20 protein-coding genes and 1 pseudogene are annotated in these 22,786 nt (G+C 59.1%); 16 read left to right on the top strand and 5 right to left on the bottom strand.

What is annotated here, in order from left to right; translation table 11 throughout:
- Window positions 1–324: 324 nt before the first annotated feature.
- Window positions 325–1,785 carry a pyruvate kinase gene (gene pyk, locus ACTNB2_RS05225; protein WP_441044811.1) on the bottom strand — a complete coding sequence of 487 codons (1,461 nt, stop codon included), beginning with the start codon at window positions 1,783–1,785 and terminating at the stop codon, window positions 325–327.
- 442 nt (window positions 1,786–2,227) lie between these two features.
- Between pyk and ACTNB2_RS05220 the strand changes: the two genes are divergently transcribed.
- A complete protein-coding gene (locus tag ACTNB2_RS05220) occupies window positions 2,228–4,909 on the top strand; it encodes a cation-translocating P-type ATPase (protein WP_427728430.1) in 2,682 nt (893 codons plus the stop codon).
- 455 nt (window positions 4,910–5,364) lie between these two features.
- The gene (gene rsgA, locus ACTNB2_RS05215; protein WP_427748315.1) at window positions 5,365–6,318 is read left to right on the top strand and encodes a ribosome small subunit-dependent GTPase A; all 954 of its coding nucleotides are present in this window, start codon (window positions 5,365–5,367) and stop codon (window positions 6,316–6,318) included.
- 67 nt (window positions 6,319–6,385) lie between these two features.
- Here the strand turns inward: rsgA and ACTNB2_RS05210 are convergent, their stop codons facing one another.
- Window positions 6,386–6,583 carry a hypothetical protein gene (locus tag ACTNB2_RS05210; protein ID WP_441038661.1) on the bottom strand — a complete coding sequence of 66 codons (198 nt, stop codon included), beginning with the start codon at window positions 6,581–6,583 and terminating at the stop codon, window positions 6,386–6,388.
- Here ACTNB2_RS05210 and cpaB point away from each other — a divergent pair.
- The 7 genes and pseudogenes from cpaB (at window position 6,576) to ACTNB2_RS05175 (ending at window position 14,765) form a co-directional block, all read left to right on the top strand.
- The gene (cpaB, locus tag ACTNB2_RS05205; protein WP_370450646.1) at window positions 6,576–7,235 is read left to right on the top strand and encodes a Flp pilus assembly protein CpaB; all 660 of its coding nucleotides are present in this window, start codon (window positions 6,576–6,578) and stop codon (window positions 7,233–7,235) included. The two genes, ACTNB2_RS05210 and cpaB, sit on opposite strands and share 8 nt — an antisense overlap.
- Entirely contained in the window at window positions 7,235–8,872 is a 1,638-nt protein-coding gene (locus tag ACTNB2_RS05200; RefSeq protein ID WP_441044812.1) for an AAA family ATPase, read from the top strand. The genes cpaB and ACTNB2_RS05200 overlap by 1 nt, the downstream gene beginning before the upstream one ends.
- Window positions 8,869–9,855: pseudogene (locus tag ACTNB2_RS05195) on the top strand (CpaF family protein); the annotation flags it as partial. The gene ACTNB2_RS05200 and the pseudogene ACTNB2_RS05195, both read left to right, overlap by 4 nt.
- A 794-nt stretch (window positions 9,856–10,649) precedes the next feature.
- Window positions 10,650–12,590, top strand: coding sequence for a Rep family protein (locus tag ACTNB2_RS05190; protein WP_441044813.1), 1,941 nt, complete (start codon window positions 10,650–10,652; stop codon window positions 12,588–12,590).
- Between the two features lie 97 nt (window positions 12,591–12,687).
- Window positions 12,688–13,113 carry a plasmid mobilization protein gene (locus ACTNB2_RS05185; RefSeq protein ID WP_441044814.1) on the top strand — a complete coding sequence of 142 codons (426 nt, stop codon included), beginning with the start codon at window positions 12,688–12,690 and terminating at the stop codon, window positions 13,111–13,113.
- Window positions 13,100–14,542 (top strand): relaxase/mobilization nuclease domain-containing protein, encoded by a 1,443-nt coding sequence (locus ACTNB2_RS05180; protein ID WP_441044815.1) that lies wholly within the window; start codon window positions 13,100–13,102, stop codon window positions 14,540–14,542. The genes ACTNB2_RS05185 and ACTNB2_RS05180 overlap by 14 nt, the downstream gene beginning before the upstream one ends.
- A 19-nt stretch (window positions 14,543–14,561) precedes the next feature.
- Window positions 14,562–14,765, top strand: a complete 204-nt coding sequence (locus tag ACTNB2_RS05175; protein ID WP_441044816.1) for a hypothetical protein — start codon at window positions 14,562–14,564, stop codon at window positions 14,763–14,765.
- Between the two features lie 37 nt (window positions 14,766–14,802).
- Here ACTNB2_RS05175 and ACTNB2_RS05170 read toward each other — a convergent pair whose 3' ends face one another.
- The 3 genes from ACTNB2_RS05170 to ACTNB2_RS05160 are packed head-to-tail and all read right to left on the bottom strand — an operon-like array spanning window position 14,803 to window position 19,328.
- On the bottom strand, window positions 14,803–15,882 hold the full coding sequence (locus tag ACTNB2_RS05170; protein ID WP_441044818.1) for a restriction endonuclease subunit S: 1,080 nt from the start codon (window positions 15,880–15,882) through the stop codon (window positions 14,803–14,805).
- Complete coding sequence (locus tag ACTNB2_RS05165; protein ID WP_441044819.1) at window positions 15,869–17,794, bottom strand: HsdM family class I SAM-dependent methyltransferase; 1,926 nt, start codon at window positions 17,792–17,794, stop codon at window positions 15,869–15,871. The genes ACTNB2_RS05170 and ACTNB2_RS05165 overlap by 14 nt, the downstream gene beginning before the upstream one ends.
- Before the next feature lie 25 nt (window positions 17,795–17,819).
- Window positions 17,820–19,328, bottom strand: a complete 1,509-nt coding sequence (locus tag ACTNB2_RS05160; RefSeq protein ID WP_441044820.1) for a recombinase family protein — start codon at window positions 19,326–19,328, stop codon at window positions 17,820–17,822.
- Between the two features lie 62 nt (window positions 19,329–19,390).
- Here ACTNB2_RS05160 and ACTNB2_RS05155 point away from each other — a divergent pair, with 62 nt between their 5' ends.
- The 7 genes from ACTNB2_RS05155 (at window position 19,391) to ACTNB2_RS05125 (ending at window position 22,744) form a co-directional block, all read left to right on the top strand.
- Window positions 19,391–19,747 (top strand): hypothetical protein, encoded by a 357-nt coding sequence (locus tag ACTNB2_RS05155; protein WP_441044821.1) that lies wholly within the window; start codon window positions 19,391–19,393, stop codon window positions 19,745–19,747.
- Complete coding sequence (locus ACTNB2_RS05150; protein ID WP_441044822.1) at window positions 19,720–20,646, top strand: type II secretion system F family protein; 927 nt, start codon at window positions 19,720–19,722, stop codon at window positions 20,644–20,646. Before ACTNB2_RS05155 ends, ACTNB2_RS05150 begins: the two co-directional genes overlap by 28 nt.
- Entirely contained in the window at window positions 20,643–21,284 is a 642-nt protein-coding gene (locus ACTNB2_RS05145) for a type II secretion system F family protein (RefSeq protein WP_427719087.1), read from the top strand. The genes ACTNB2_RS05150 and ACTNB2_RS05145 overlap by 4 nt, the downstream gene beginning before the upstream one ends.
- Window positions 21,285–21,351: 67 nt before the next feature.
- Window positions 21,352–21,528 carry a hypothetical protein gene (locus tag ACTNB2_RS05140; protein WP_441044823.1) on the top strand — a complete coding sequence of 59 codons (177 nt, stop codon included), beginning with the start codon at window positions 21,352–21,354 and terminating at the stop codon, window positions 21,526–21,528.
- A gap of 293 nt (window positions 21,529–21,821) precedes the next feature.
- Window positions 21,822–22,052, top strand: coding sequence for a hypothetical protein (locus ACTNB2_RS05135; protein ID WP_154517646.1), 231 nt, complete (start codon window positions 21,822–21,824; stop codon window positions 22,050–22,052).
- Window position 22,053: 1 nt separating this feature from the next.
- Window positions 22,054–22,272: a hypothetical protein gene (locus ACTNB2_RS05130; RefSeq protein ID WP_154517649.1), complete on the top strand. Its 219-nt coding sequence runs from the start codon at window positions 22,054–22,056 to the stop codon at window positions 22,270–22,272.
- Window positions 22,208–22,744, top strand: coding sequence for a TadE/TadG family type IV pilus assembly protein (locus ACTNB2_RS05125; protein ID WP_441015643.1), 537 nt, complete (start codon window positions 22,208–22,210; stop codon window positions 22,742–22,744). The genes ACTNB2_RS05130 and ACTNB2_RS05125 overlap by 65 nt, the downstream gene beginning before the upstream one ends.
- Window positions 22,745–22,786: the final 42 nt, after the last annotated feature.

Here is a 22,786-nt window from a genome sequence, read left to right as displayed (position 1 = left end):
TTAAGCCAACTTTATCAGGGGTTTTGTTGAAATAAAAGGGCTTGTGCTCGGGGGTAGGAAATTTTTCCCCGCACTTCCGAAAACGTGGTCGATTTAGACCTTGCTAAAACGATTTATCAGCCCTGTGTGAGGTGTGGGTTTGCTACCGGGTGAACACTTCTAGCGCTTGGGACTTTATGTTTGGGCCTCGAAGGGTTGATTTCGCACTTTTGGTAAAGAAATGAGTGCGTGTTTTGCCGTGCGCCGGCATTGGCGCAAAGAAAAGGGCCCGGAAGGCGAAGCCTTCCGGGCCCTTTGCAATGCAAGCGTGCTTGCAAGTGCGATTTAGCGCACCTGAGCGACGTAGGCGACGTTGGTCGAGGAGACCTTGTCCTCAAGCTGGACGCTCATACGGGGATCGCCGGCGGTAGCGACGGTCAAATCGCCGGTCTCGACGTAGCCGAGCTCCTTAGCGGTCTCGATCGCCTTGACGATCGTGCCGTTGACGGTGCCCTGGGTAATCTCGGCCTTGTGCGGGATAACGCCCCAGTACATGATCATCTGCTGGACGGCCCAGTCGTGGCGGGAGAACGCGCAGATCGGCATGTTGGGACGGAAGTGCGAGATCAGGCGAGCGGTACGGCCGGTGGTCGTCGGCACGGTGATGCACTTGGCGCCAACGGTGGTGGCCATGTTCACAGCGGACATACCCACAACGTTGTTGACGACGCGGGTGCCGTGAGCATCGGTCGGAACCTCGAGCGGAGCGTGGGCCGGGAGGTACTTCTCGGTCTCGAGAGCGATGCTGGCCTGCATCTTGACGGCCTCGACCGGGTACTTACCGGCAGCGGACTCGCCGGACAGCATGACGGCGTCGGTACCGTCGTAAATGGCGTTAGCAACGTCGGCAACCTCGGCGCGCGTCGGGCGCGGGTTCTGCTGCATGGAGTCGAGCATCTGCGTAGCGGTGATAACGGGCTTGTAGGCCGCGTTGCACTTGGCGATGATCTCCTTCTGGATGTGCGGAACGAGCTCGGGCTTGATCTCGATGCCCAGGTCGCCACGGGCGACCATGATGCCGTCGGAAGCCTCGAGGATCTCATCAAAGTTCTCGACGCCCAGGGCGCACTCGATCTTCGGGAAGATCGTCACGTGCTCGCCGCCGTTCTCGCGGCAAAGCTCACGGATGCCGCGGACAGACTCGCCGTCACGGATGAAGGAAGCGGCGATGTAGTCGATGTTCTCGGTCAGGCCAAAGAGGATGTCCTGACGATCGCGCTCGGTGATGGCGGGCAGCGAGATGTTGACGTTGGGCATGTTGACGCCCTTGCGCTCGCCGATCAGGCCGTCGTTCTTGACGACGCAGGTCATGTCCTGGCCGTCGACGGACTCGACCTCGAGAGCAACCAGGCCGTCATCGATCAGGATGAGGGAGCCCTTCTCGACCTCGGAGGGCAGAGCCAGGTAGTCGAGGGAGATGTGCTCAGCGGTGCCGTGGAAATCCTCGGACGTGGGCTGAGCGGTAACGACGATCTTGTCGCCGGTCTTGACGGCAACCTTTTTGCCGTCGACCAGAAGACCGGTGCGGACCTCGGGGCCCTTGGTGTCGAGCAGGATGCCGACGGGCATACCGAGCTCCTTGGAAATACGACGGACGCGCTCGATGCGACCGTGGTGCTCGTCGTAGGAGCCGTGCGAGAAGTTAAAACGGGCGACGTTCATGCCCGCCTTGATCATCTCGCGGATGGTCTCGTCGCTATCGCAGGCGGGACCCATGGTGCATACAATCTTAGTGCGCTTGTACATTCAGACCTCCATCTGACATCGTCTTGCGCTGATAGATAAACCATAAGAAATAAAACTGAGTTGATTATAACGAAATACCGACCGAATACCCCAAAAAATCGACCGTATGCCGAATTAGAAGTTCATTTTTTACGGGAAAAACGGTATATGAAAAAACTTTACCAACCGCTCTAACCGCTGCTATCTGGGTGATATTTTAGTTTGGCGACGCGCCTAAGAAAAAACGTTTTATCAGTATTGAGCATCACACGGTCCGCATCGTTACATACGGACCATATTTCCAAATGGATTGTTTTGGCTAGACGCGTCGCTTTGGGGTACCATAGCTCCACTATCAACTGCCGCTCAGCACGGCAGCCTTGATGAGCCCTTGCCCTTCTCCTGGGAATTATGATCGGGCATCAATCTGCTGAGTGGCCCGAATCCCAGGAGGGGACTCTATATGCAAAAGGAATACCTGTCCGCCGCGGCGGAGGTGCTCAGCGACCAAGGTGTCGATGAGAACCTCGGCCTGAGCAACGACGAGGCGTCGTCGCGCCTCGCCAAGACAGGCCCTAACAAGCTTGAGGAAGCCGAGAAGACGCCGCTGTGGAAGCGTTTCTTTGAGCAGATGGCCGACCCCATGGTCATCATGTTGATCGTTGCCGCCGTTATCAGCGCGCTCACGGGCATGGTTAAGGGCGAGGCGGACTTTGCCGATGTTGCCATCATCATGTTCGTCGTTATCGTCAACTCGGTGCTGGGCGTGGTCCAGGAAGCCAAGAGCGAGGAGGCCCTCGAGGCCCTTCAGGAGATGAGCGCCGCGCAGTCCAAGGTTCTACGCGACGGCAAACTCGTGCACCTGCCGAGCGCCGAGCTCGTACCCGGCGACGTGATCATGCTCGAGGCGGGCGACTCCGTCCCGGCCGACTGCCGCGTGCTCGAGAGCGCCACGATGAAAATCGAAGAGGCCGCGCTCACCGGCGAGTCCGTGCCGGTCGAGAAGCACGCCAACGTGATCGAGCTTGCCGCGGGCACCGATGACGTGCCGCTCGGCGACCGCAAGAACATGTGCTACATGGGCTCCACCGTTGTGTACGGCCGTGGCCGCGCCGTCGTGGTCGGCACCGGCATGGATACCGAGATGGGCAAGATCGCCGGTGCCCTGGCCGAGGCCAAGGAAGAGCTCACACCGCTGCAGGTGAAGCTCGCCGAGCTCAGCCGTATCCTCACCATTATGGTGATCGTCATCTGCGTCGTGATCTTTGGCGTCGACATCGTCCGCCACGGCGTGGGCAACGTCCTTACCGACCCGACTGCCCTGCTCGACACCTTTATGGTCGCCGTCTCGCTCGCCGTCGCTGCCATCCCCGAGGGCCTGGTCGCCGTCGTGACCATCGTGCTGTCGCTTGGCGTGACCAAGATGGCCAAGCGCCAGGCAATTATCCGCAAGCTCTCTGCCGTCGAGACTCTCGGCTGCACGCAGACCATCTGCTCCGACAAGACCGGTACCCTTACCCAAAACAAGATGACCGTCGTCAAACACGAGCTCGCTGCGCCTAAGGAGAAGTTCCTAGCAGGTATGGCGCTGTGCTCCGATGCCCAGTGGGACGAGGAACTGGGTGAGGCCGTGGGCGAGCCGACCGAGTGCGCGCTCGTCAACGATGCCGGAAAGGCGGGCCTCACTGGTCTGACTGCCGAGCACCCGCGCGTGGGCGAGGCCCCGTTTGACTCGGGCCGCAAGATGATGTCCGTGGTCGTTGAGACCCTGGACGGCGAGTACGAGCAATACACCAAGGGCGCGCCCGACGTGGTGATCGGCCTGTGCACCCACATCTACGAGGGCGATAAGGTCGTCCCCCTGACCGAGGAGCGTCGTGCCGAGCTCGTGGCCGCCAACAAGGCCATGGCCGACGAGGCTCTGCGCGTGCTGGCGCTGGCAAGCCGCACCTACACCGAGGTCCCGAGCGACTGCAGCCCCGCCGCGCTCGAGCACGACCTGGTCTTCTGCGGCCTGTCTGGCATGATTGACCCGGTCCGCCCCGAGGTCGCCGACGCCATCCGCGAGGCCCACGATGCCGGTATCCGCACCGTTATGATCACGGGCGACCACATCGACACCGCCGTGGCCATTGCCAAGCAGCTGGGTATCGTCACCGATCGCAGCCATGCCATCACCGGTGCCGACCTCGATCGCATGAGCGACGAGGAACTCGACGCGCACATCGAGGACTACGGCGTGTACGCCCGCGTCCAGCCCGAGCACAAGACCCGTATCGTCGAGGCTTGGAAGTCGCGCGACCAGATCGTGGCCATGACGGGCGACGGCGTCAACGACGCCCCGTCCATCAAGCGCGCCGACATCGGCGTTGGCATGGGCATCACCGGTACCGACGTTACCAAGAACGTCGCCGACATGGTGCTTGCCGACGACAACTTCGCCACCATCATCGGTGCCTGCGAAGAGGGTCGCCGCATCTACGACAACATCCGCAAGGTCATCCAGTTCCTGCTTTCGGCCAACCTTGCCGAGGTGTTCTCGGTGTTTATCGCCACGCTCATCGGCTTTACCATCTTCCAGCCGGTGCAGCTGCTGTGGGTGAACCTGGTCACCGACTGCTTCCCCGCGCTCGCGCTGGGCATGGAGGATGCCGAGGGCGACATCATGAAGCGCAAGCCGCGCAACGCCAAGGACGGCGTCTTTGCCGGCAATATGGGTCTGGACTGCGTGGTCCAGGGCTTGATCATTGCCGCGCTGGTGCTGGCGAGCTTCTTTGTGGGCGTGTACTTTGACATGGGCTACATCCACATCTCCGATATGATCGCCGGCGTCGCCGACGAGGAAGGCGTGATGATGGCCTTCATCACGCTCAACATGGTCGAGATCTTCCACTGCTTTAACATGCGCAGCCGCCGCACGTCGCTGTTTAAGATGAAGAAGCAGAACAAGTGGCTGTGGGCCTCTGCCGCGCTGGCGCTGGTGCTGACGGTGATCGTAACCGTGCAGCCGACGCTTGCCGAGATGTTCTTTGGCCCCGTGACGCTTGAGCTCAAGGGCGTTATCGCCGCGCTGGGCCTTGCCTTCCTGATCATTCCGCTGATGGAGATCTACAAGGCGATCATGCGCGCAGTCGAGAAGGAGTAACGTACCTGTCCGGGTCCGCCCCACGCCCTTTCTCCCTCACTGGTCCTCGCGCTTCGCGCTGCGGGATCGCTCAGAAGAAACCCCTCTCGGCGGTCGGGCCTTCGGATGGCCTCTCGGGACCATTGGCTGAGGGAAAGTATGTGAGCTGGTCGGGCTTTGCCCGGCCAGCTCTTTTTGATTTAAAATACCTGCTCAGTTGTGATTTGTGGTGCTGGGAGGCGCTTGTGGGCAAGGCTAGGGCTAAGGCGAAGAAAAAGACGACGGGGGCGCGGGCCAAGCGTGATCGTCGTCGGAAGCTTGCGACCGAAGCCCCCGCGTCTGCTGAGGAGCTGCTGGCGAGCGTGCCGGGACTCGATGCGCTGCAGGATGTTCCGGCGTTTGGCGATCTGCCGGTCGCCGCGGCTCAGCAGGCAGCATTTGACGATTTTTGCGCCCAAGCCGAGGAGCCCGAGCAGATGCAACTGGGCGCCGTGGTGCGCTTAGATCGCGGGTTTCCGCTGGTGGTGACGGCCGACGATACCTTTCGTGCCGAGCATGCCGTGGGGTTTGCCAAGTCGCGCGGCGAGGACGAGGTACTGCTGCCGGCTGTGGGCGACCGTGTGGCGGTGCGTCGTGCACCCGGGCACGACATGGGCGTAATCGAATGCGTCCTGCCGCGACGCACGAGTTTTGAGCGTTGGCGTGGCCGCGCCCGCGGCGAGCGTCAGGTGCTTTGTTCCAACGTGGATAGCGTGCTGATCGTGCAGGCACTTGGCGCCGGCGAGGTGCTGCTCGACCGCGTGGCGCGCTCGCTGGTTTTGGCGCTCGACTGCGATGCCGAGCCGGTGGTGGTGCTTACCAAGGCCGACCGCTGCGAGGCCGCGGAACTCGAGCGCGATCTGGATCGCGTGCGCCGTCTGGTGGGCCCGGACGTGCGCGTGATCGTGACGTCCTCTGCCGAAGGCCGTGGTTTGGATGAGGTGCGCGCCTGTGTTCCGGCGGGAACGTGCGCCATGATCCTGGGTGAGTCGGGGGCCGGAAAGTCGACGCTGCTCAATGCGCTGCTGGGCCACGATGCGCTGGCTACCGGTGGTGTGCGCGAGCGCGACGACCAAGGCCGCCATACCACGGTCGCGCGCGTGATGGTGGCGCTGCCGGGCGATGCCGGCGTCATTGCCGACGCTCCGGGCCTGCGCAGTTTGCCACTCGTTGGTCACGAGCGGGGCCTAGCGCGTGCCTTCCCCGAGATCGTCGAGGCGTCGCGTGCGTGTCGGTTTGGCGACTGCACGCATACCCACGAACCGGGCTGCGCCGTTCGCGAGGCCGCCGATGCCGGGCAGATCGATGGCCTGCGCCTGGAAACGTTCCAAAACTTGGCGTCATCCATGCGTGTGAGTGCCCAAATGCTCGATCCCGATGTCCATCTGTAATTGAATTTATCTATGACAGCCGTCTTCCAACTGTGCGGGAGGCGGCTTTTTTACTGGCGATGCGCCCTTAAATGAGCGTTTTGCCGACGCGCTGACCAAAACCTTGCCGCGGGCTTGACGGGTTGGTCAGCTCTTGGCTGGTAATTGGTTTGACACTTAAAACCAAGATGGTGATCGCGCTGTTTTGTTGCTTGGCCGCTCGGACAATAGTGGTACGGGCATCCCATCCGCCCAGTGCTGTCTTGAGAGGAGCTGCCGTGAACAAGAGCAAGCGCATCGCCATCAGTCTGGCAGCGGGCGTGCTCGCCGCGGCACTCTGCATGGTTTACGGGTCATCGGTTCGTTCGCGGGCCGAGCAGGCCCAGGCCAAAACCTTGGCCAAATACGGCGGCGATCGCGTCGAAGTTTGCGTTGCCGCACGTGATATCGATGTGGGTGAGACCCTCGACGAGACCAATGTCGTAACCCAAGAGTGGCTCGCGAGCCTGCTGCCGCGCGATGCGGCGACCGAACTGCGCCAGGTGCGTGGCGACGTGACGACCTCGCGTATTCCCAAAAATGCCGTGGTCTGCGATGTCTACACCAAAGCCGAGAGCCATACGCTCGAGGTGCCCAAGGGCAAGGTTGCCGTTTCGGTGGCGGTCGATGCCGAGCATTCGGTGGGCGGAGCCGCAGGCGTGGGCAGCTACGTGGATGTGTACGTGCAAAAAGACGGCGTGACCGATCGGCTGTGCGGCGCGTATGTGATCGATACCAGCGACGAGGCCGGTGCCACGCGCGAAGGCAAGGTCGAGTGGGTGACGCTGGCGGCCGACCCCAAAGACGTCAAGGAATTGCTGGGAGCCTCAGGCAAGGGAACGGTCAGCTTGACGATTCCCGCCACGGCACGCGGCAAAAAGAGCGGAGGCGACGAGTGATGAAGGCGATCTGGCTTGCGTGCTGCGCGTGTGGAGATTACGGACTGCTGCAGCAGGAAGTCGAGGGCCGCGATGCGGGCGCGCAGGTGCTTCGCGTGGGCGACCTAGACGGGTTGGTGTCTATGGCTCGGGCGTTTCCTTCGCGCCGTGGCGCTGCCATTATCGCGGCATCCCTGTTTGATACTAAAGATGTGCGAGAGGCCGTCGCGCGCCTGACTGCCGAAGGACGCGTGAGCCGCGTCGTCGTGTTGATAGAGGCGCTCGATCCGTCGGATATCGAGGGGCTGTTTCGCGCGGGGGCGACCGAGGTCATCGCTGCGCACAGCATATGCGGCAGCGGACATGTGGGCGAGGGAGCGGTTGATTCCGATTGGGGCGTGTCGCCTGAGCCCGATGTTTTTGTTGATAGGGAACCCGGGGCGCCTCGCGCTACAAGAGGCCCGCGTGTTGATGACTATGGGAAAGCGGAAGCCGAGCATGTTCGGCGCCCCCCGGGCCCCCTTGCATGTGATGACGCCGGAGCGTCGGTGCCGTATGGCGAAGACCTCCTGGCCGTAGATATGGGATACGTGCACGGCGTGAGCCTGGCCGATGGACTCGATGAGGTCGAGGGCCTTGTCGCGGGTGATGGTCCGCACGTCGACGTGACAGCGGAATCCCCAGTTCCGCCCCTACCGTTTGAGCAGCCTGCCGTGCCGGCGTGGACGCAGCACTTGGGTGCGGCTGGCGAGACGGGGACGTTGCCGCCCACGTCGTCAGCCCCTGCACCGCTGGCAGACACTGCGTCGACGTCGCATCGAGCTCCGGTCATCTGCGCCATTTCGGGTTCGGGCGGCTGTGGCAAATCGACGATTGTCGCCACGATGGCGCATGCCGCTTCGTTGCTGGGTCTGCGAGCTGCCGTACTCGATTTGGACCTAATGTTTGGAAATCTCTACGACTTGCTGGGCGCCGATGCCCCGCATGACATGGCGACACTTATTGAGCCGTCGGTCGCGGGCGCACTTGCGGAGCAAGACGTGGTCGCTGCATCGATGCGCGTTGCCCCAGGCGTTACGCTTTGGGGGCCTGTCGCAGCGCCCGAGCGCGCCGAGCTCATGGCGCGTCCGGTAGAGCTGCTGCTCGACATCTTGCGTCGTGAGTCCGACGTGGTCCTTATCGATACCTCGGTCTTTTGGGGCGATGCCGTGGCGGCTGCGGTGGCAGCGTGCGACCGTTGCCTTGTCGTGGGTGATGCGGCAGTTTCTTCCGCGACGTCTGCAGCGCGCGTCATTGAGCTGGCGAGCCGTGTGGGCGTGCCGCGCACGCGCATGAGCGCCGTATTCAACCGATTTGGCGCGCGTGGGGCGGACGAGGATGTCGCCATGCGCTTTGAGATTGCCTGTGCGTTGAGCTCCAAGATTCGTATCGCCGATGGCGGGCAGGATCTCGCCGCGCTCATGGCGTTTGGGCGCGCTGACGAGGCAGTGGGGCAGACCAGCGCTTTTGCGACCAGCGTGCGCGAGGCCACGCGTGAGATGCTCGTGGAACTGGGGTGCGCCGTCGGCCCTTGGAGCGATATGGTCGCCGACCGTGCAACGCGCACCGAACGCCCGCGCATCCGCCTTCCCTGGTCGCGTGAGGGTGATTGCCGATGAGCCTGCAAACGAGAATTAAAGCAGCCGGTGCGGCAGCGGCGACGGCACCTGTCGATGTGGGACGGCACCGTGCGGTCAAACGCCGCACCAAGCGGGCCGTGATGGACCGCGTGGGCTACGACGAGGTGGCACGCATCAGTGCCTACGTCGATCCGGTTCTTGCCCGTTCGGAATTGCGTCCTGCGGTGGAGGCGGCACTCAACGTGGAAGAACCGACCGACCTGGCGACGCCCGAGCGTGAGACCATCATCAACGAGATCTTGGATGACGTGGTGGGCTTGGGCCCGCTGCAGCCGCTCATCGAGGACGACACCGTCACCGAGATTATGGTCAACGGTTGCCGCTCGGCTTTCTTTGAGCGCGGCGGGGTCTTATACCCCATCGAGCATGCGTTTGAGGATGACGAGCAGATCCGCGTGCTCATCGACCGCATCATCTCGCCGCTGGGCAGGCGTATCGACGAGCGCAGTCCCATCGTCAACGCCCGCCTCAAGACAGGTTATCGCGTCAACGCGGTGATTCCGCCCGTGGCGATCGATGGGCCGATCCTCACTATCCGCAAGTTCTCGGATCGCATCTGTTCGTTGGACGAGCTTGTGGGCCTGGGGTCGCTGCCGCTTTGGTATGCGCAACTGCTTTCGTGTGCGGTGTCGCTGCGCCAAGATTTGGCGGTTGCGGGCGGTACGGGGTCGGGCAAGACTACGCTGCTCAACGCGCTATCGTGCGAGATATCTACCGGCGAGCGCATCGTGACGATCGAGGATTCCGCCGAGCTCAAGTTCGCGCATCACCCGCATGTGGTTCGCCTGGAGGCGCGCGAGGCTTCAATTGAGGGTGAGGGTGCGGTGACAATCCGCGACCTGGTGACCAACGCCCTGCGTATGCGTCCCGACCGTATTGTGGTGGGTGAGGTACGCGGTGCGGAATGTTGCGACATGCTGCAGGCCATGAACACGGGCCACGACGGGTCGCTAACGACACTATGCTTACGACAGTTTAAAAAATATAGAACGTGTGTACGAACTAAAAAATGTGGTAGAGTCTGATTTGTGGGACACCTCGACCGATAGGGTTAGACCTCCCGATTCGGAATACACCCACAGGCGCTCAGCTTACATAGAGCGTGCTGGCACACCGGAAAAACTACAAAAGGTCACGGCTTGCAAAATCCGCCGCGTAGGGTGGAACAAGTCCACAGCATTCGAAACGAGCCGGTACACAAGAGGCCAAGGCCTCGTGTACTTAGGATTACTATGGCTGTTCGAACTGTTGTACTTGCTCGAAAGAAACCCTCATTTTCTGGGATTGCAAGTCCCCCTTCTGCAAAAGCAAACAATGAGAATGGGTTCACGTCCGCCTTTCCCGTCATTGAGGCGAAAGCCGTTGGGAATGAAGGAGGACTGGCGAACACTCGTTGTCTTTCAGGCATCGATGCGCTTGCAAAAGAAATTGCCGCCGGAGCCCCTCCGCTCTCCGCCGAGCGCAAGCACCGTCTTACGGTCCTGCTTGGTAGCTGAGGGGGTGGCTACTGTGTCGCTTGATCTTCTTTACGACTTTGCCGAGATTTTTCCCATGTCTCGCCTTATTGAATGCGTAACGCGCGCGCGGCGGTGGGCTTGTCGATACCGCCGCCGCGGTCGTTTCGCTGGTCGAGGCGTATTTTTGGCGAGTTTTGCGTCTGGTCCTCTCGGGGTCGCTTCGCTGGTAGGCTGCGATTCATTTTGCGCCTCAATTAGCCTTGCTGCGCTAATTGAAAGGTTTGGGGAGGCGGTTCGCTATGTTCGATGAGCAGGTTTCTCCCAACCTCGCATTCATGGATAAAGTTGAGGATATTGCCGACCCTGCCTTGAGAGAGGCGCATTGGGACAAGTATCAGGAGTATGTGAAGGCAGGTGTCAAGGTTGCTCTGATTGATGGCGGGGAGAATGAGGCGAAAGCCGCTGCCGAGGAGTGGAAAAAGAAGAGCGCGAAAAAGGGCAAAGGAAAGAGCCGCAGGGGCGGCGATAACAAGCTGACCTGCTTCACGATGGCGACCGAGCTTGCCGCAGAACATTTCTCCGGTTGGAGCGCCGCCGAGCTCAACGCCCTTACCGACCTAGGCCACTTTTGCGAGGTTTTGGTTGCGAGGCTCGAGAATAGCGGATCGGAGGTCGCTGAGTTTTACGGGATCTTGCATGACAAGGATACGCGCGAGGTCTGGTCTTCCGCCGAGCAGGCTTATATACGTGAGCCGAAGTTTCTCCATGCCCATGTGGTATGCAAGTTTTCAGGGAGGGATAAGGGGCTGACGCTATCCGATGTTGCCAAGGCGCTTGGTGTCGAGGAGAACATGATTGAAAAGCCGAAATCTGGCCGATACTCCTACGACAACATGCTTGCTTACTTGATTCATGCGAAGGACAAGGACAAGTTCCAATACCCTCCCGAGAAGGTTCTTACCGTCAGAGGTCCTGACTATATGGACGTTTGGGCGGAACGCAAACGAGCGTGGGACCGCGGCTCCTCGGTAAAGGCGAAGAAGGACGCCATTGAGAGCGTTGACCTACTCGTTGACCTTGCTCGCAACGGGAAGGTTTGCAAGCAGCAGATTCTATTGAGCGATGAGCTCTATAGCATCTACTCAATTCCCTCGAATAAAAAGCAGGTGGACGCGGCTTTGCAGGCCTACGCCGAGAGGCGGATGGCGCAGGCGGTTGCCGCGATGGAAGCCGGGGAGTTCAGCACGTCGATATTCTTCTTCTACGGGCGTCCCGGTACCGGTAAGTCCAATCTCATCAAGTCCATTTGCCGCTACTGGAAGAGTGTGAACGGATGGGAGACTGCAAGCCTCGCGGCGTCAAACGCTATGGACGAATACTCCGGTGAGGAGATTATTCTGCTTGACGATGTGAGAGGCGGGGCCATGTCTGCGGAGGACTGGCTTAAATTGCTCGACCCATACAACGCGAACGCAGCATCTTCTCGATATAAAAACAAGGCAGGAGTCGCCCCGAGGGTAATCATCATTTCGGCAAACAAAGACCCTCTTGAGTTCTTCTATTACAGTCGCAATATCGGGGGCGGTGACCGCTCCGAGATGGTGGATACGTTCTTCCGTCGTCTCCAGTGGTATGTGACCGTTTTGAATCCCTATGACTTTGGATTGCACAACTGCGTCGTGAAGGTACCGGTCAGGTGTGCGCCTTATGACGTGACGTTTGGGGATGAGGAAGAGGAGCCGAAGAAGCTGTCGAACCTGACTTTTCGATTCGACGATGCCGTCGAGGATACATGGTTCTCCCCCTTCGGGCTTGCAGACTTTATCGTTCGCGCCGTCGATTCTTGTTCCGGCGGCCAAATAGAGTCCAGGGCGAATGCGGAGGCCCTGTTCTCCTCGGTGCAGGATTGTGTTTTCACCGGCAGGCTACCCGCTGTCCGGGTGGGGAAGCTCCCTGCCCTTCCTGCGCCCGATGGGTCTGTCCCCCAGTCGGTGAACATGCGATCCGTTTACGAGACGATCTTCACTCCGCTTTGGCAAAGCGTCTTTGCTTCCGAACTCGCCTCAGGGAAGAAGCGCAAGGAAGCCATGGCGAGCTTTGAGGAGTGGAAGGAGCTCGGTTGCAGCGACTCTTGGGACCGGGAGCGAGGTTTCTATAAGTCCCTGCCCTTGCCGGAGGAAGACGGTAACGAGAAGGAAGTCGTTCATTCGGAAGAGGAAAAGGAGGGGGTCGAGGGGTGACCCCTCGCAAGCGGGCTTCGATACGTCGTCAGCAGTCTGACGTCCGGACGAAGCCCCTGCTTGCGAACTGAATGCCTGTAATCGAGAGGAGGAAACAATGCCCGGCGAGAGAGCACATGGACAAAGGAACACCAGACAGAAGGGGAGGCCTCTGCGCACGCAGAGAGTCGACGTGCGGTTCAGCCGAGAGGAGCTTGCCGCCTTAGATGTCTTATGCAAGCGAGAGGGTCTTACCCGCTCGGCAGCTCTTCGCTCCGTGGCGACATCATGCCCCCCGCGGCTCGTAATCATCCGTAACGCGGATTTGGAGCGCGTGGCGAGTGAGTTGCGCTCAATCGGAATAAACGTAAATCAAGTTGCGAGAAAGGTGAACAGCAGTCGCGACCTTTCGATGCTCAGCCAGGTAAAGCTTGAATCGCGACTAAAGGAACTCTCGATTTCCGTTGGTGAGGTCGCTCGGGAGGTTTCTCGCGTCCGTGACGAGCTTGAGAGGGGAGACGAGGTGCTGGATGGCAACGACTAACGTTCAGCCTCTCCGGTCGATGCGTAGCCGGATGGAGTATACCCGTCTCGGTGCGGGAGCGAAGCGGCGCGCGCACTTAGAAGCTGGGACTGACCGCATCGTAGATCGCGCCGGAGACTTCGAGTCACGAGATGATTTTGTGGCGTATTGCGAGGCGATTGTTGCAGGGTCACGACGCCGGGTCGAGGGGTTCGAGGTTCGTGTTTCATTTGACGACATCGAGCTTAGTCCCAATCGTCCAGACGACATCGCGGTTGCAGTTGGCCATGGCTATCGACTTGCGAAGGCGATAGCCCCTAACTCTCCTTGCGATGTCACCGCGCACACGGATGGGGAAGGGGGGAAGCTTCATGTTCACGTCGAGATCGCAAACATTGATGAGGCTACGGGCCTCGCACTCGCTCACGGCATGAACCACCGGCGCATCTCGCTGCTGAGTGACGAGATTTGCAAAGACGAAGGCTTGCCCGTCACCGGCGCCAAGGCTGAGTTCTGGCGCGAGAAGAGGGGAAAGGCCAATGATTTTGAGCGTGAGCTCGGTGACAGGGTATATCTCGCGAGGTCTCGTTCCCATGACGTGGCCTCGTTCCGGGAGGAGCTTTGCCGTCTCGGAGTCGAGCTAAAGGAGACGAGAAAGGCTGCGGCTGATGGCTCGGTGTCGGTTGGGTGGTCGTATCGGATGCGCTACCCGCCGAAAGGCCCCGGGAGACTTCGGAGAAGGGCGGCCTCCCGTCTTGCTGGGGAGTTTTCCAAGGAGGGCATAGAGGCACACTTCAAGGATTGTTCCTTTGGAACAGAAAAGACGAGCGTCCCGCTTCCAATACCTTCTGCGCCCGTTGATTCGGAGGAGATTGAGGGCTATGGGGTTAGCGCGGATATGGCCTCCATGGCTGCGGGAGATATTTGGGCCGAGAGAAAGAGGCAGCTTATCTCCGCCGGCTCGGACGGCAAGAATGACGATGTTCTTAAGATTTCCGAGAGGGCTGTCGAGAATCCGGAAGGCGCGGCTCAAAAGCTCCGCGCCGAAGTGGAACGGGCACGAAACGAATTCATGGCATCGAAGGAGCTTGAACAGCAGGCGAGGTCCTGCCCGACTGTTTGGGCTCTTGCCTCCAAGGTCTTCTCAATGATCGCCCGATCTTCCGCGGATCCATTCTCGCGAATGGCCTCCGCATATTTACGTGAGTGGGCATGGGAGCGAAATCGACAAGTGAGGCTAATGCGCATCGAGTCGGCAAAGGCGAGAACCTATGTGGCGCGTGCGGAGATGTGGGGTGCAGAGAAAAGAGCCCATGCGGCCGGGGTTGCCATCTCTGAATACCGTGCTGAGGAGCGCATGAGAAAAGCCAGACGAATAATCGAGAGAGGTGAGCAATTTGAATACGAGCTAACGAGGAAACGCCAAAGAGACAGACAGCTCGGTGGATGATTGAAGGGAGGTGGTAATTGTGGCCAATAATCGACAGGATGTGCTCGACCTGCGCGCCCGTAAGGCAGAGGCAATGTTCGGGGATATCATGCGTGCGGCGGGCGCTTCGTGCTCTTCCGACACGGGCGGGGAGCCTGACTCCCAGCTCAAGAAGCCTCGTCGTCTTCCGAACCTAAGCTTTATCAAGGCGAAGGAAGATGGAGATTACAGTATCGAACTCTAGGAGTAAGGGGAGGGCCATTGTCGGCCCTCCCCATCTTTTACTCATGCGAGGTGAGATATTGTTGATATTGTCGATATTTTTTGAGCAGGTTATTCCTCGAATACTGCCGCATATATGCAAGATCTGGCTCACCGATATCCGAGACGGGTAGCATTAACTCAAGCCGCTGCATTCGTCCTAACGTTGCTCCATTGCCGCCCCAGTTGAACTTCGCCACCATCTGGCTTTTGAAAAGCGGAATGAGGAATTGAGCTAAATAGAAGTCGAGCTCCGCTCCGGTGATAACCAGAATGTTTTGGCCAGTTACAAATCGATAGGGCTGCCAATACGCCGTCTGCGTATCAAGACCTACGGTAATGCATCCGGCGTGGTCGAATCCAAATTGCAGATTGGCAGGGCTTACAAAGCGAGCGATTCCGTTGTTGGAATCTGTTCTCGTGACATAGGGGATGGTATCGTCTTTTCCTTTGATGATGCGCACCCCGTCGATGCTGCTGTTTGTTGTGGAGATGTCAAATAGTCCGCTGTCACCAAATGCGGCGAATTTTGACCATGATTTTTCATTTAATGGTGGGATTGGAACAGATTCCCCAAGCTCCTTGATGCGCTTCTCAATATACGTGCGATACCGCTGCAATAGCTCCTCTCGCTTTTTCTTTACATATTCAGCCATGAACTCATAATCGGGTTCACCCGAGTCTGTGGCGGGAAGTAGGATATGTGTGGCCGCCATGCGCTTAGCATTGAACTTGTACAGGTAGCCAAACTTATTTCTCTGCATGCCTATTAGTGTTTTTGTAAATAATGCAAGTTCCGCACTGTCGTCGACGCTTTTCAAGTGGAAACGCTTTACATCGTCAGAAAAGATGCACTCATAGGGATGGTAAAAGCCGATTCCCATACCATTGCCGTTATAGTTGACGCCCAAAACATTGCGGTCGACTGAGCTATTGTTATTTGCGACGAAGCCTGCAACTCCGTTTGAGTTGTCAAGCGCGCCAATGAATGGGCGAGTTCCGGGGATTCGGTTTCTTGACTCGAGGCGTTTGCCCGGCGAAATCGAAAAGACCTCTTCAATTGATTGGGAGGTCCAGCTTTTTTCGCTAAGACTCTTCATTGCCATCGCCTTGCTCAAATAGATACTCACGGTTTTGCATAACCATAGAGAATTCAAACGTTAGATAGTCACCGATTGATTTTTCAAAATCGGAATCAGTCGGAATCTCGTCATTGAAGTAGTAGAACGAGTGCAACCATTCATCATCAGGCTTCACCGTGGATTCGACGCAAAATTTCGAAGGTGCTTCAGCTCGTCCAAACCAGACATCCAGAAGATGCTGCTTCTTGTCTTTGGCGGAGTCGCCCTCAATGAGTCCGACATGCGCTCGCACCTCATACCCGTCATCGCGGAAATCGATGAATTTGCAGATCTTATCGCCGCTGTGTGGTTCATGAGCGGTAAAGATGGCAATAACCGGGTTTGTTCCTACGCCATAGAAAGTATCCGTGTTGCATGTAATGACGCCTTCCAGCGTGTGCTTGCTCATGATGCTCTCTTTGAATTGCTTCTCTGCCTTCGACTTGCCTGTCATGGAGGACTGTGGAACGATGACCGCCGCACGGGCTCCGACCGTTAGGGAGTCGAGTAGGTGTTCGATAAATGAGAGCTCATACTGTTCGGGGTCTGCTTTTGTCCCCTGAGAATACGGAGGATTCATCAGACCGACGGTTGCGCCCTTCATCTGAACCTGCGCGGGGTTCTTTCGTAGAAAGTCGCAGCATTCGAGATTGCTGTTGCCGTCTTTGCGCAGGATCATGTTCGCAGCCGCAACGGCGAACATATTGCTTTGGAGTTCGAAGCCGTGGAGCTGCTCTTTTTTGATGTTCTTCCTCTGCTGCTCGCTGCTTGCCATCGTTAGCATGCGGTGCATGGCGGAAATTAGGAATCCAGCCGTCCCGCATGTTGGGTCGAGCACGATGTCGTCTGGTTGGATATCCACCAGTTCGCACATCAAGTCGCAGATATGTCGAGGCGTCAGGATGATGCCGAGCGTCTGTCCGTCGCCGCCTGAATAGCTCATGAACTCGCCGTAGAAGCGACCAATGAAGTCTTCGCTTGTTTGCTGGTACTTAATATTGCGGAAGACGTGCTCGTACAGAAATTCCGTGTAGAACCGTAGGGGAGTTTTCCCCAAAGCTTCGTTTACTTCGTTCAGCCGGAAGCTGGTCTGCAAGATGGCGAACTCTGCTAAGAGCTTATCCTTCTTCGCATCCGGGCCAACGTTGGAACGGGTCAAGCGTCCCCTGACTGCATTCATCAGCTTGTCGCCGTCTCGCATTCCCGGGGTCTGGTCGCCCGTTAGTGAGGCGATTGAGAATCCTCCCGGTTCTATTTCGTCTAGGGCAAGAAGGATACCCGCCACTACCAATGGTTTGTCTTGGTCTTTGAGTGTTCCATACGTGCGCAGATACTCATGCAGTTCCGCGGCGTCCTTTAGAATCTGTTCGGTGGTCTTTTCAACGTCTGTCTCTTCTTCGAGAACGTACCGCGTGTAGTATTCAAGAATGTTCTGCTCGGTGAACCACACAAGGGTGTCAATATCGGGAAGCCGCTTATACCCCTCGCGGTCGTCAACCCAAAGAGGAGTAATCTTGTGGTGCTTTGCGTTGCCGGAAACCCCAACGGCAAATACTTTTCTGAAGTTGCTGCGTTTTGCGATGTGTTTCGCGTAGAAGTACGCCCCATTGATCGCATAGTCTTTCACTGCCGGGGTCGAAGTGTCGAGCACTCCATTTTCCGTGAGCTTTTCATGCTTTGCGATGTCGGCCTTGTCCTCGATAACGAGCACGAAATCTCTAATGACCGCTACATACTCGGGGTATCCGGCACGACCTGTCCCGTTCTTGGAGGCGGTGCTTAGCGCCTCCGCGATTTCTTTTACATCGCTGCCTTGGGGGGTGTAGGGAATCCCACACTCGTCTAGCTGGCTCGCGACCCAGAGGTCTGTTCTGATTTCTTTCTTAGCCATTGTCCTTCACCTTTGCCGGTCCGAGCTATTTCCACTTGATGATTACGTCTTTCTTGAGGGTCTCCGGAGTTGTCCGTTTACCCTGTTCATGCGGCATTAGGGTCACGGTGCAGAAGAAGTTGATTACTTCCGCAATCTGGCCCGGGTCAGTTATTGCATCGAATGCCGCGACGGGGTCTTCGGCCTCGATGATTCCCGTTGCCGGGTTATCGGGCAGAAGGGATAGCCGTTCGGCTTCGAGCCGACTAATGATGGCGTCCTGCTCGTCCTTTATCTCCTTGAAAAGGGGTCCGTCAATGAGCCGCGCCTTATAGTCGTGGCGCGCACGCTCGATTTCCCCGCGAGCCTTACTGAGTTCGGCAGATATTTCCCCGAGCCGTGGGTTCTCGCCCTTTGCAAGAAGGTCTCTCAGATCTTCTCTCGCGAGTCGCGCCCTTATTACCGCCAGAACGTATTCGTCAACCTTGCTCCGCATCCTGTTGACGTGGCCGTCACAGCGGTAGGACGAGTCACCAGAGTGCATCGGTCCGCCGCAGATTCCGCAGCGGTACACTCCGGCTCCGAAATGCTTTCGAACGTTGCCCGCCCTGTCTATCGGAGAGCCGTCTTTTCTGTAGCGGTTTTTGTCCCGTTTCCTTTGGACCGCCCACCATGTGTCGGTGTCGACGATTGCTTCCCATGCGGCCTTTACGGGGTTGCCGTTCTCATCGCGAACGATGTATTCCGTCCAATTTTTCCCGGGGCTTTGGCACTTTCCGTTGATGGTTGGAACGTATGCCACGTAGCCCGCGTACTTGGGATTCCTAAGAATCGTTTGCGTGTTTGCGAGGCTCCATGTGCAATCGGGGAGGGGTTTCCCTTTCTCGCGTGCGAATATGACCGACGGGGCGTCGCTCAAGGGCATCTTTGGCAGATTGGGGCCAGTTTCTCCGGCGATTGCTCTGCTGATGGCATTCATCGAGGAACCCTTGAGGTACTGGGCGTAAATAGCGCGTACGACTTCGGCTTCCTTCTCGATGACGTGGAAATGACCGTCATATCCGAATGCTCTGGTTCCGGGTTTTATATAGCCGTGCTTCGCTCTCTGTAGATTCGCTCTCTTGCTTCGTTCTGATTTTCTGTCCGATTCGAATTGGGCGACGTTCACAAGGATGTTCGTCGTGAACCTTGCGTCGGATTTCGACAGGTCGACGTCACCAAGGTCGGATGTGCAAATACGGAGCTTCTGCTCTCGTAACTCGTCGAGCATGTCCGCGAAACCTTTGGTGGAGCGCGTAAGACGGTCTAGCTTCCACGCGACGATGACGTCGAATCTCCCCGCTTTGTAATCGCTGATCATGCGTTCGTAATTTGGTCGGGCTTTGCCTGAGTATGCAGAAATAGAGAGGTCGACATATTCCTCGACAATTTCCCAGCCCTTTACTGCGCATGTTGTCTCGCAGTCTTCGCGCTGGCGTTCTATTGCTTCCCCTCGCTTTGTTGAGTCGCGAGATATTCGCAGGTAAATAGCCGCTCTGGTTGTATCTCGTGTCATCTCTCTACCACCTTTTCAGCTTAGTTTTCATTCTAGCATGAAACTGTCGTATACAAAGACTTGTGCTCACCACGCTTCATGCGGGCACCGAGCAAGAGACCGTGGTGCGTTTGACGCTGCTTGCGCGCTATGGCATCGATCTGCCGAGCGAGCTTATCGAGGAACAAATCGCTATGGCGCTCGACGGCATCGTGATGTCCGAGCGCCATGCGGACGGCCGGCGTTTTGTGTCCTCCTATTCGGGGGTGCGACGCGGCGCGTCGGGTGGCGTGGAACTCGAGCGCTACGTGACCTTCGATGCCGCCGAGCGCACCTGGACCCTCAACCGCGAGCCGCCGTTTATCGCAGAGGGCTTGCGCTCGGGAACGCTTACACAGGAGGAGGTGGACGAATGGAGGTCGTTGTGCCCCTCGTCGTAGGGGGCCTTGCCGGGTTTTCGGTCGCGACGGTATGCGGAGTGGAGCCTCATGTGCCGAGGGTGCCGCCGGCGGAGCTGGTGCGCCATATGTTTGAATCGGTGGCCGAGAAGCTGCCACGCGAGCTGGTGAAAAATGATCTGCTAAAAAAGATCGCCCGTTCGTGGGCATCGTTGGCTCCCGTGCGCCGCATCGGTCTTGTCGTTGAGGATGATGCTTCACGCTTAGCGTTCCTGTTGCTATCGAGTGGCGTCTGCTGCCTTGTGCTTGCCGTGGTGTCGCTATCGCCCATCGGCTTTGTTTTGGGGGCGGTTGCGCCCTTTGCCGCGGGCGCCGCACGCGACGTCTTTGACCACCGACGCGAGCAGCGCGATGTGGAGGAAGCCATGCCCGAGGCCTTTACGGCACTTTCCATGTCGCTTGCCTCGGGACATTCGCTGGCCCAGGGCATGCGGTTTGTGGGCGCTCACGCGCAAGAGCCGGTGCATACCGAGTTTCTGCGGGTAGCGGCGGCGATCGACTGTGGCATTTCGGCTGCCGATGCGCTCGACGATCTGCTTGTCCGCATCGACGCCCCCGGGCTTTCGCTTGTCACGTTGGCGCTCAAGGTGTCGCAGCGGACCGGTGCCCCGCTTGCCGACCTGCTGTCCGAGGCGTCGAGCATGGTGGGGGAGCGTATTGAGCTCAAGCGCCGCCTGGATGTCAAAACGTCGCAGGCGCGCATGTCGGCGCATATGGTCGCGGCGATGCCGGCGGGTATGTGCGCGGTGCTGGCCCTGCTTTCGGCAGATTTTCGCTACGGTCTCGCAACGCCGGTAGGCGCCGGTGCCGTGGTTCTGGGGCTTGCCCTTAACGGCGTCGCCCTAATGGTTATCCGACGCATTATGCGGGTGGAGCTGTGAGCGCCCTGGTTGCCGCCGCGGCTTGCCTGTGCGCCTTCGGCGTATTTGTCGCGACGGGCCTGGAGCGCTCGGATGTGCGCAAGACCATGGAGATTTTCAGGGGCGAGGCGGTGCTGGTCGTTGCTGCGGCCCATTCGGTGATCGATGCCGCTATTGCGCGGGTGAGGGGCGCATTTGGCGTGGACAACTCAGCGCAGGTTTCGCTCGGTGAGGTGTCCGAGATGATTGATGTAGTGCGCCTGGGGCTTTCCGCCGGCCTTTCGTTCGATGCGGCGCTCGAGATCTTTTGCGCCAATCGTCGATCGGCGCTGACTGTTCGGCTTGAACGGGCATGCATGGCGTGGCAGGTGGGCGTGGGAGCGCGCGAGGACGAGTTGTTGGCGGCCGCGCAGGACCTGGACGTGCGGGCGCTCGAGACCTTTGCCATTACGGTGGGTCAAGCGCTCGCCCTGGGTGCCCCGCTTGCCGAGACCCTTGCTGCCCAAAGTCGCGAGATCCGCGCCGCCCATCGTGCCGCGGTCGAGCGCGAGATTGAACGAGCGCCCGTCAAGCTGCTGATTCCCACCGGCACGCTCATCTTGCCGGCACTGCTGTTATCCATATTGGGCCCGCTGCTGGGAGCAGGCGGGATGATGTAGGGAGGAATACATGAACAAAATGGCTGACGTTATGGGTAGGGTTTGGAGCCGGACGCTTTACCGTGCAATGCGTTCCTGTCAACGTGCCAAGGCGCTGGTGCAGGAGGAAAGCGCGCAGGGTACCACCGAGTACGCCATCTTGGTCGGCGTGCTCGTGGTAATCGCGATCATTGCCATCGTTGCATTTAAGGGCAACGTCGAAAAGCTATGGAACGCGATCAAAGACGGCATCAACAGCCTGTAGAAGGCGGGCATTCTGTTGGCGTGCTGCTGGTGCTCGCTTGCCTGATTGTGGTGATAGCGGCGACGCTCTGGGGGCTGAATGCCGTGCGACAGCAGCGTTCTGGGGCCGTCGCGGATGGGAGCTCGGGCGCGGTGGCGCCTCCCGATGACAAAGCGCGGGACACGGCCGACAGGGATGCCGCCGTCACGGCACAAACTTTTCTGCGCGCCCTCGACGAACGGGCGGATGCTGCGGCGGGTCCATCTGCGGACAACGCAGTCGCAGCCCGGCTGACATGGGCCGAGGAGCGACCGATGACCGAGGCTGCCGCGGACCTGTTGCGTGTCTATCGCGAGGTGCCCACAGCCCAGCTCGCCCTAAGCGGTTACCTCGACATCAAGGGCAACGTATGGGGCGCCATCGTGCGCGATGGGCGCGGCTGGGTCGACATGGTGACGGTTGCCGCGGATGCCGGCGACGCCTCGTGCCGCTTACGCGCGGTGCGCTTGGTTCCGCAAGCATCGGGGTCAAAGGAGGGATCGTGAAATGCTTGACGTTTTGCGCGAGGAGTCTGCCCAATCGACCGTTGAGTACGCCATCGTCACCATGGCGCTGCTTTCCATCGTGCTGGCGATTGCGGGGCTTTGGCGCGCCGGCACCGACGGACGCTTGGCGGCGTTGGCTGCACGGGCGGCGTCCCATGGCGTCGCCTCGACATCGGTTATCGACGCCGCCGCAGGCGCCAAAGACATCGCGCTCTATTGATATCGCGCGCGAGGATTGGGCGCAGTCCACGGTCGAGGCCGCCTTTTTGCTGCCGACGTTTTTGACGCTCATCCTGCTTGCGCTGCAGCCGGTGTGCCTGCTCTATACGCGTGCGGTCATGGAGTCTGCCGCCGCCGAGACGGCGCGGCTCATGACCACGACGACGGCGGAGGACGACGACCTCAAGGAGTTTGCCCGCCGCCGTCTCGCCGCGGTGCCCGATGTCTCGATCTTTCACGCCGGCGGACCGCTGTCGTGGGATATCGAGCTTGGCCGGGCGGGCGCAGGGGGCGTTTCGTCTGTATCTATCGCGGGTGATGTAAAGCCGCTGCCCGTGATCGGCGCGTTCGCGCAGGCCATGGGCAATGTGGGGGGAGGAGGGAATGTTGAGTTGAAAGTCGACGTTTCGTACCGATCGCGTCCCGGATGGCTGGAGGGAGACTATGATTCGTGGATTGCCGCGTGGGATTAGGCGTCGCCTGCTGCGAATGATGCGAGGGCTCGTGTGCCGTTG

The organism is Collinsella sp. HCP28S3_G2 (genome assembly GCF_052065125.1).
Taxonomy (GTDB): domain Bacteria; phylum Actinomycetota; class Coriobacteriia; order Coriobacteriales; family Coriobacteriaceae; genus Collinsella.
The sequence above is the reverse complement of the archived record's forward strand: the minus strand, read 5'-3'. Positions and strand labels throughout refer to the sequence as shown.

Coding starts and splice junctions, on each gene's coding strand:
- ACTNB2_RS05140 (WP_441044823.1), top strand. CDS start 21,352: ATGCGTTCCTGTCAACGTGCCAAGGCGCTGGTGCAGGAGGAAAGCGCG.
- ACTNB2_RS05150 (WP_441044822.1), top strand. CDS start 19,720: ATGGAGGTCGTTGTGCCCCTCGTCGTAGGGGGCCTTGCCGGGTTTTCG.
- ACTNB2_RS05130 (WP_154517649.1), top strand. CDS start 22,054: ATGCTTGACGTTTTGCGCGAGGAGTCTGCCCAATCGACCGTTGAGTAC.
- ACTNB2_RS05170 (WP_441044818.1), bottom strand. CDS start 15,882: ATGAAGAGTCTTAGCGAAAAAAGCTGGACCTCCCAATCAATTGAAGAG.
- ACTNB2_RS05185 (WP_441044814.1), top strand. CDS start 12,688: ATGCCCGGCGAGAGAGCACATGGACAAAGGAACACCAGACAGAAGGGG.
- ACTNB2_RS05200 (WP_441044812.1), top strand. CDS start 7,235: ATGAAGGCGATCTGGCTTGCGTGCTGCGCGTGTGGAGATTACGGACTG.
- ACTNB2_RS05190 (WP_441044813.1), top strand. CDS start 10,650: ATGTTCGATGAGCAGGTTTCTCCCAACCTCGCATTCATGGATAAAGTT.
- ACTNB2_RS05220 (WP_427728430.1), top strand. CDS start 2,228: ATGCAAAAGGAATACCTGTCCGCCGCGGCGGAGGTGCTCAGCGACCAA.
- ACTNB2_RS05160 (WP_441044820.1), bottom strand. CDS start 19,328: ATGACACGAGATACAACCAGAGCGGCTATTTACCTGCGAATATCTCGC.
- rsgA (WP_427748315.1), top strand. CDS start 5,365: ATGCAACTGGGCGCCGTGGTGCGCTTAGATCGCGGGTTTCCGCTGGTG.
- ACTNB2_RS05165 (WP_441044819.1), bottom strand. CDS start 17,794: ATGGCTAAGAAAGAAATCAGAACAGACCTCTGGGTCGCGAGCCAGCTA.
- ACTNB2_RS05180 (WP_441044815.1), top strand. CDS start 13,100: ATGGCAACGACTAACGTTCAGCCTCTCCGGTCGATGCGTAGCCGGATG.
- pyk (WP_441044811.1), bottom strand. CDS start 1,785: ATGTACAAGCGCACTAAGATTGTATGCACCATGGGTCCCGCCTGCGAT.
- ACTNB2_RS05125 (WP_441015643.1), top strand. CDS start 22,208: ATGGCGTCGCCTCGACATCGGTTATCGACGCCGCCGCAGGCGCCAAAG.
- ACTNB2_RS05135 (WP_154517646.1), top strand. CDS start 21,822: ATGACCGAGGCTGCCGCGGACCTGTTGCGTGTCTATCGCGAGGTGCCC.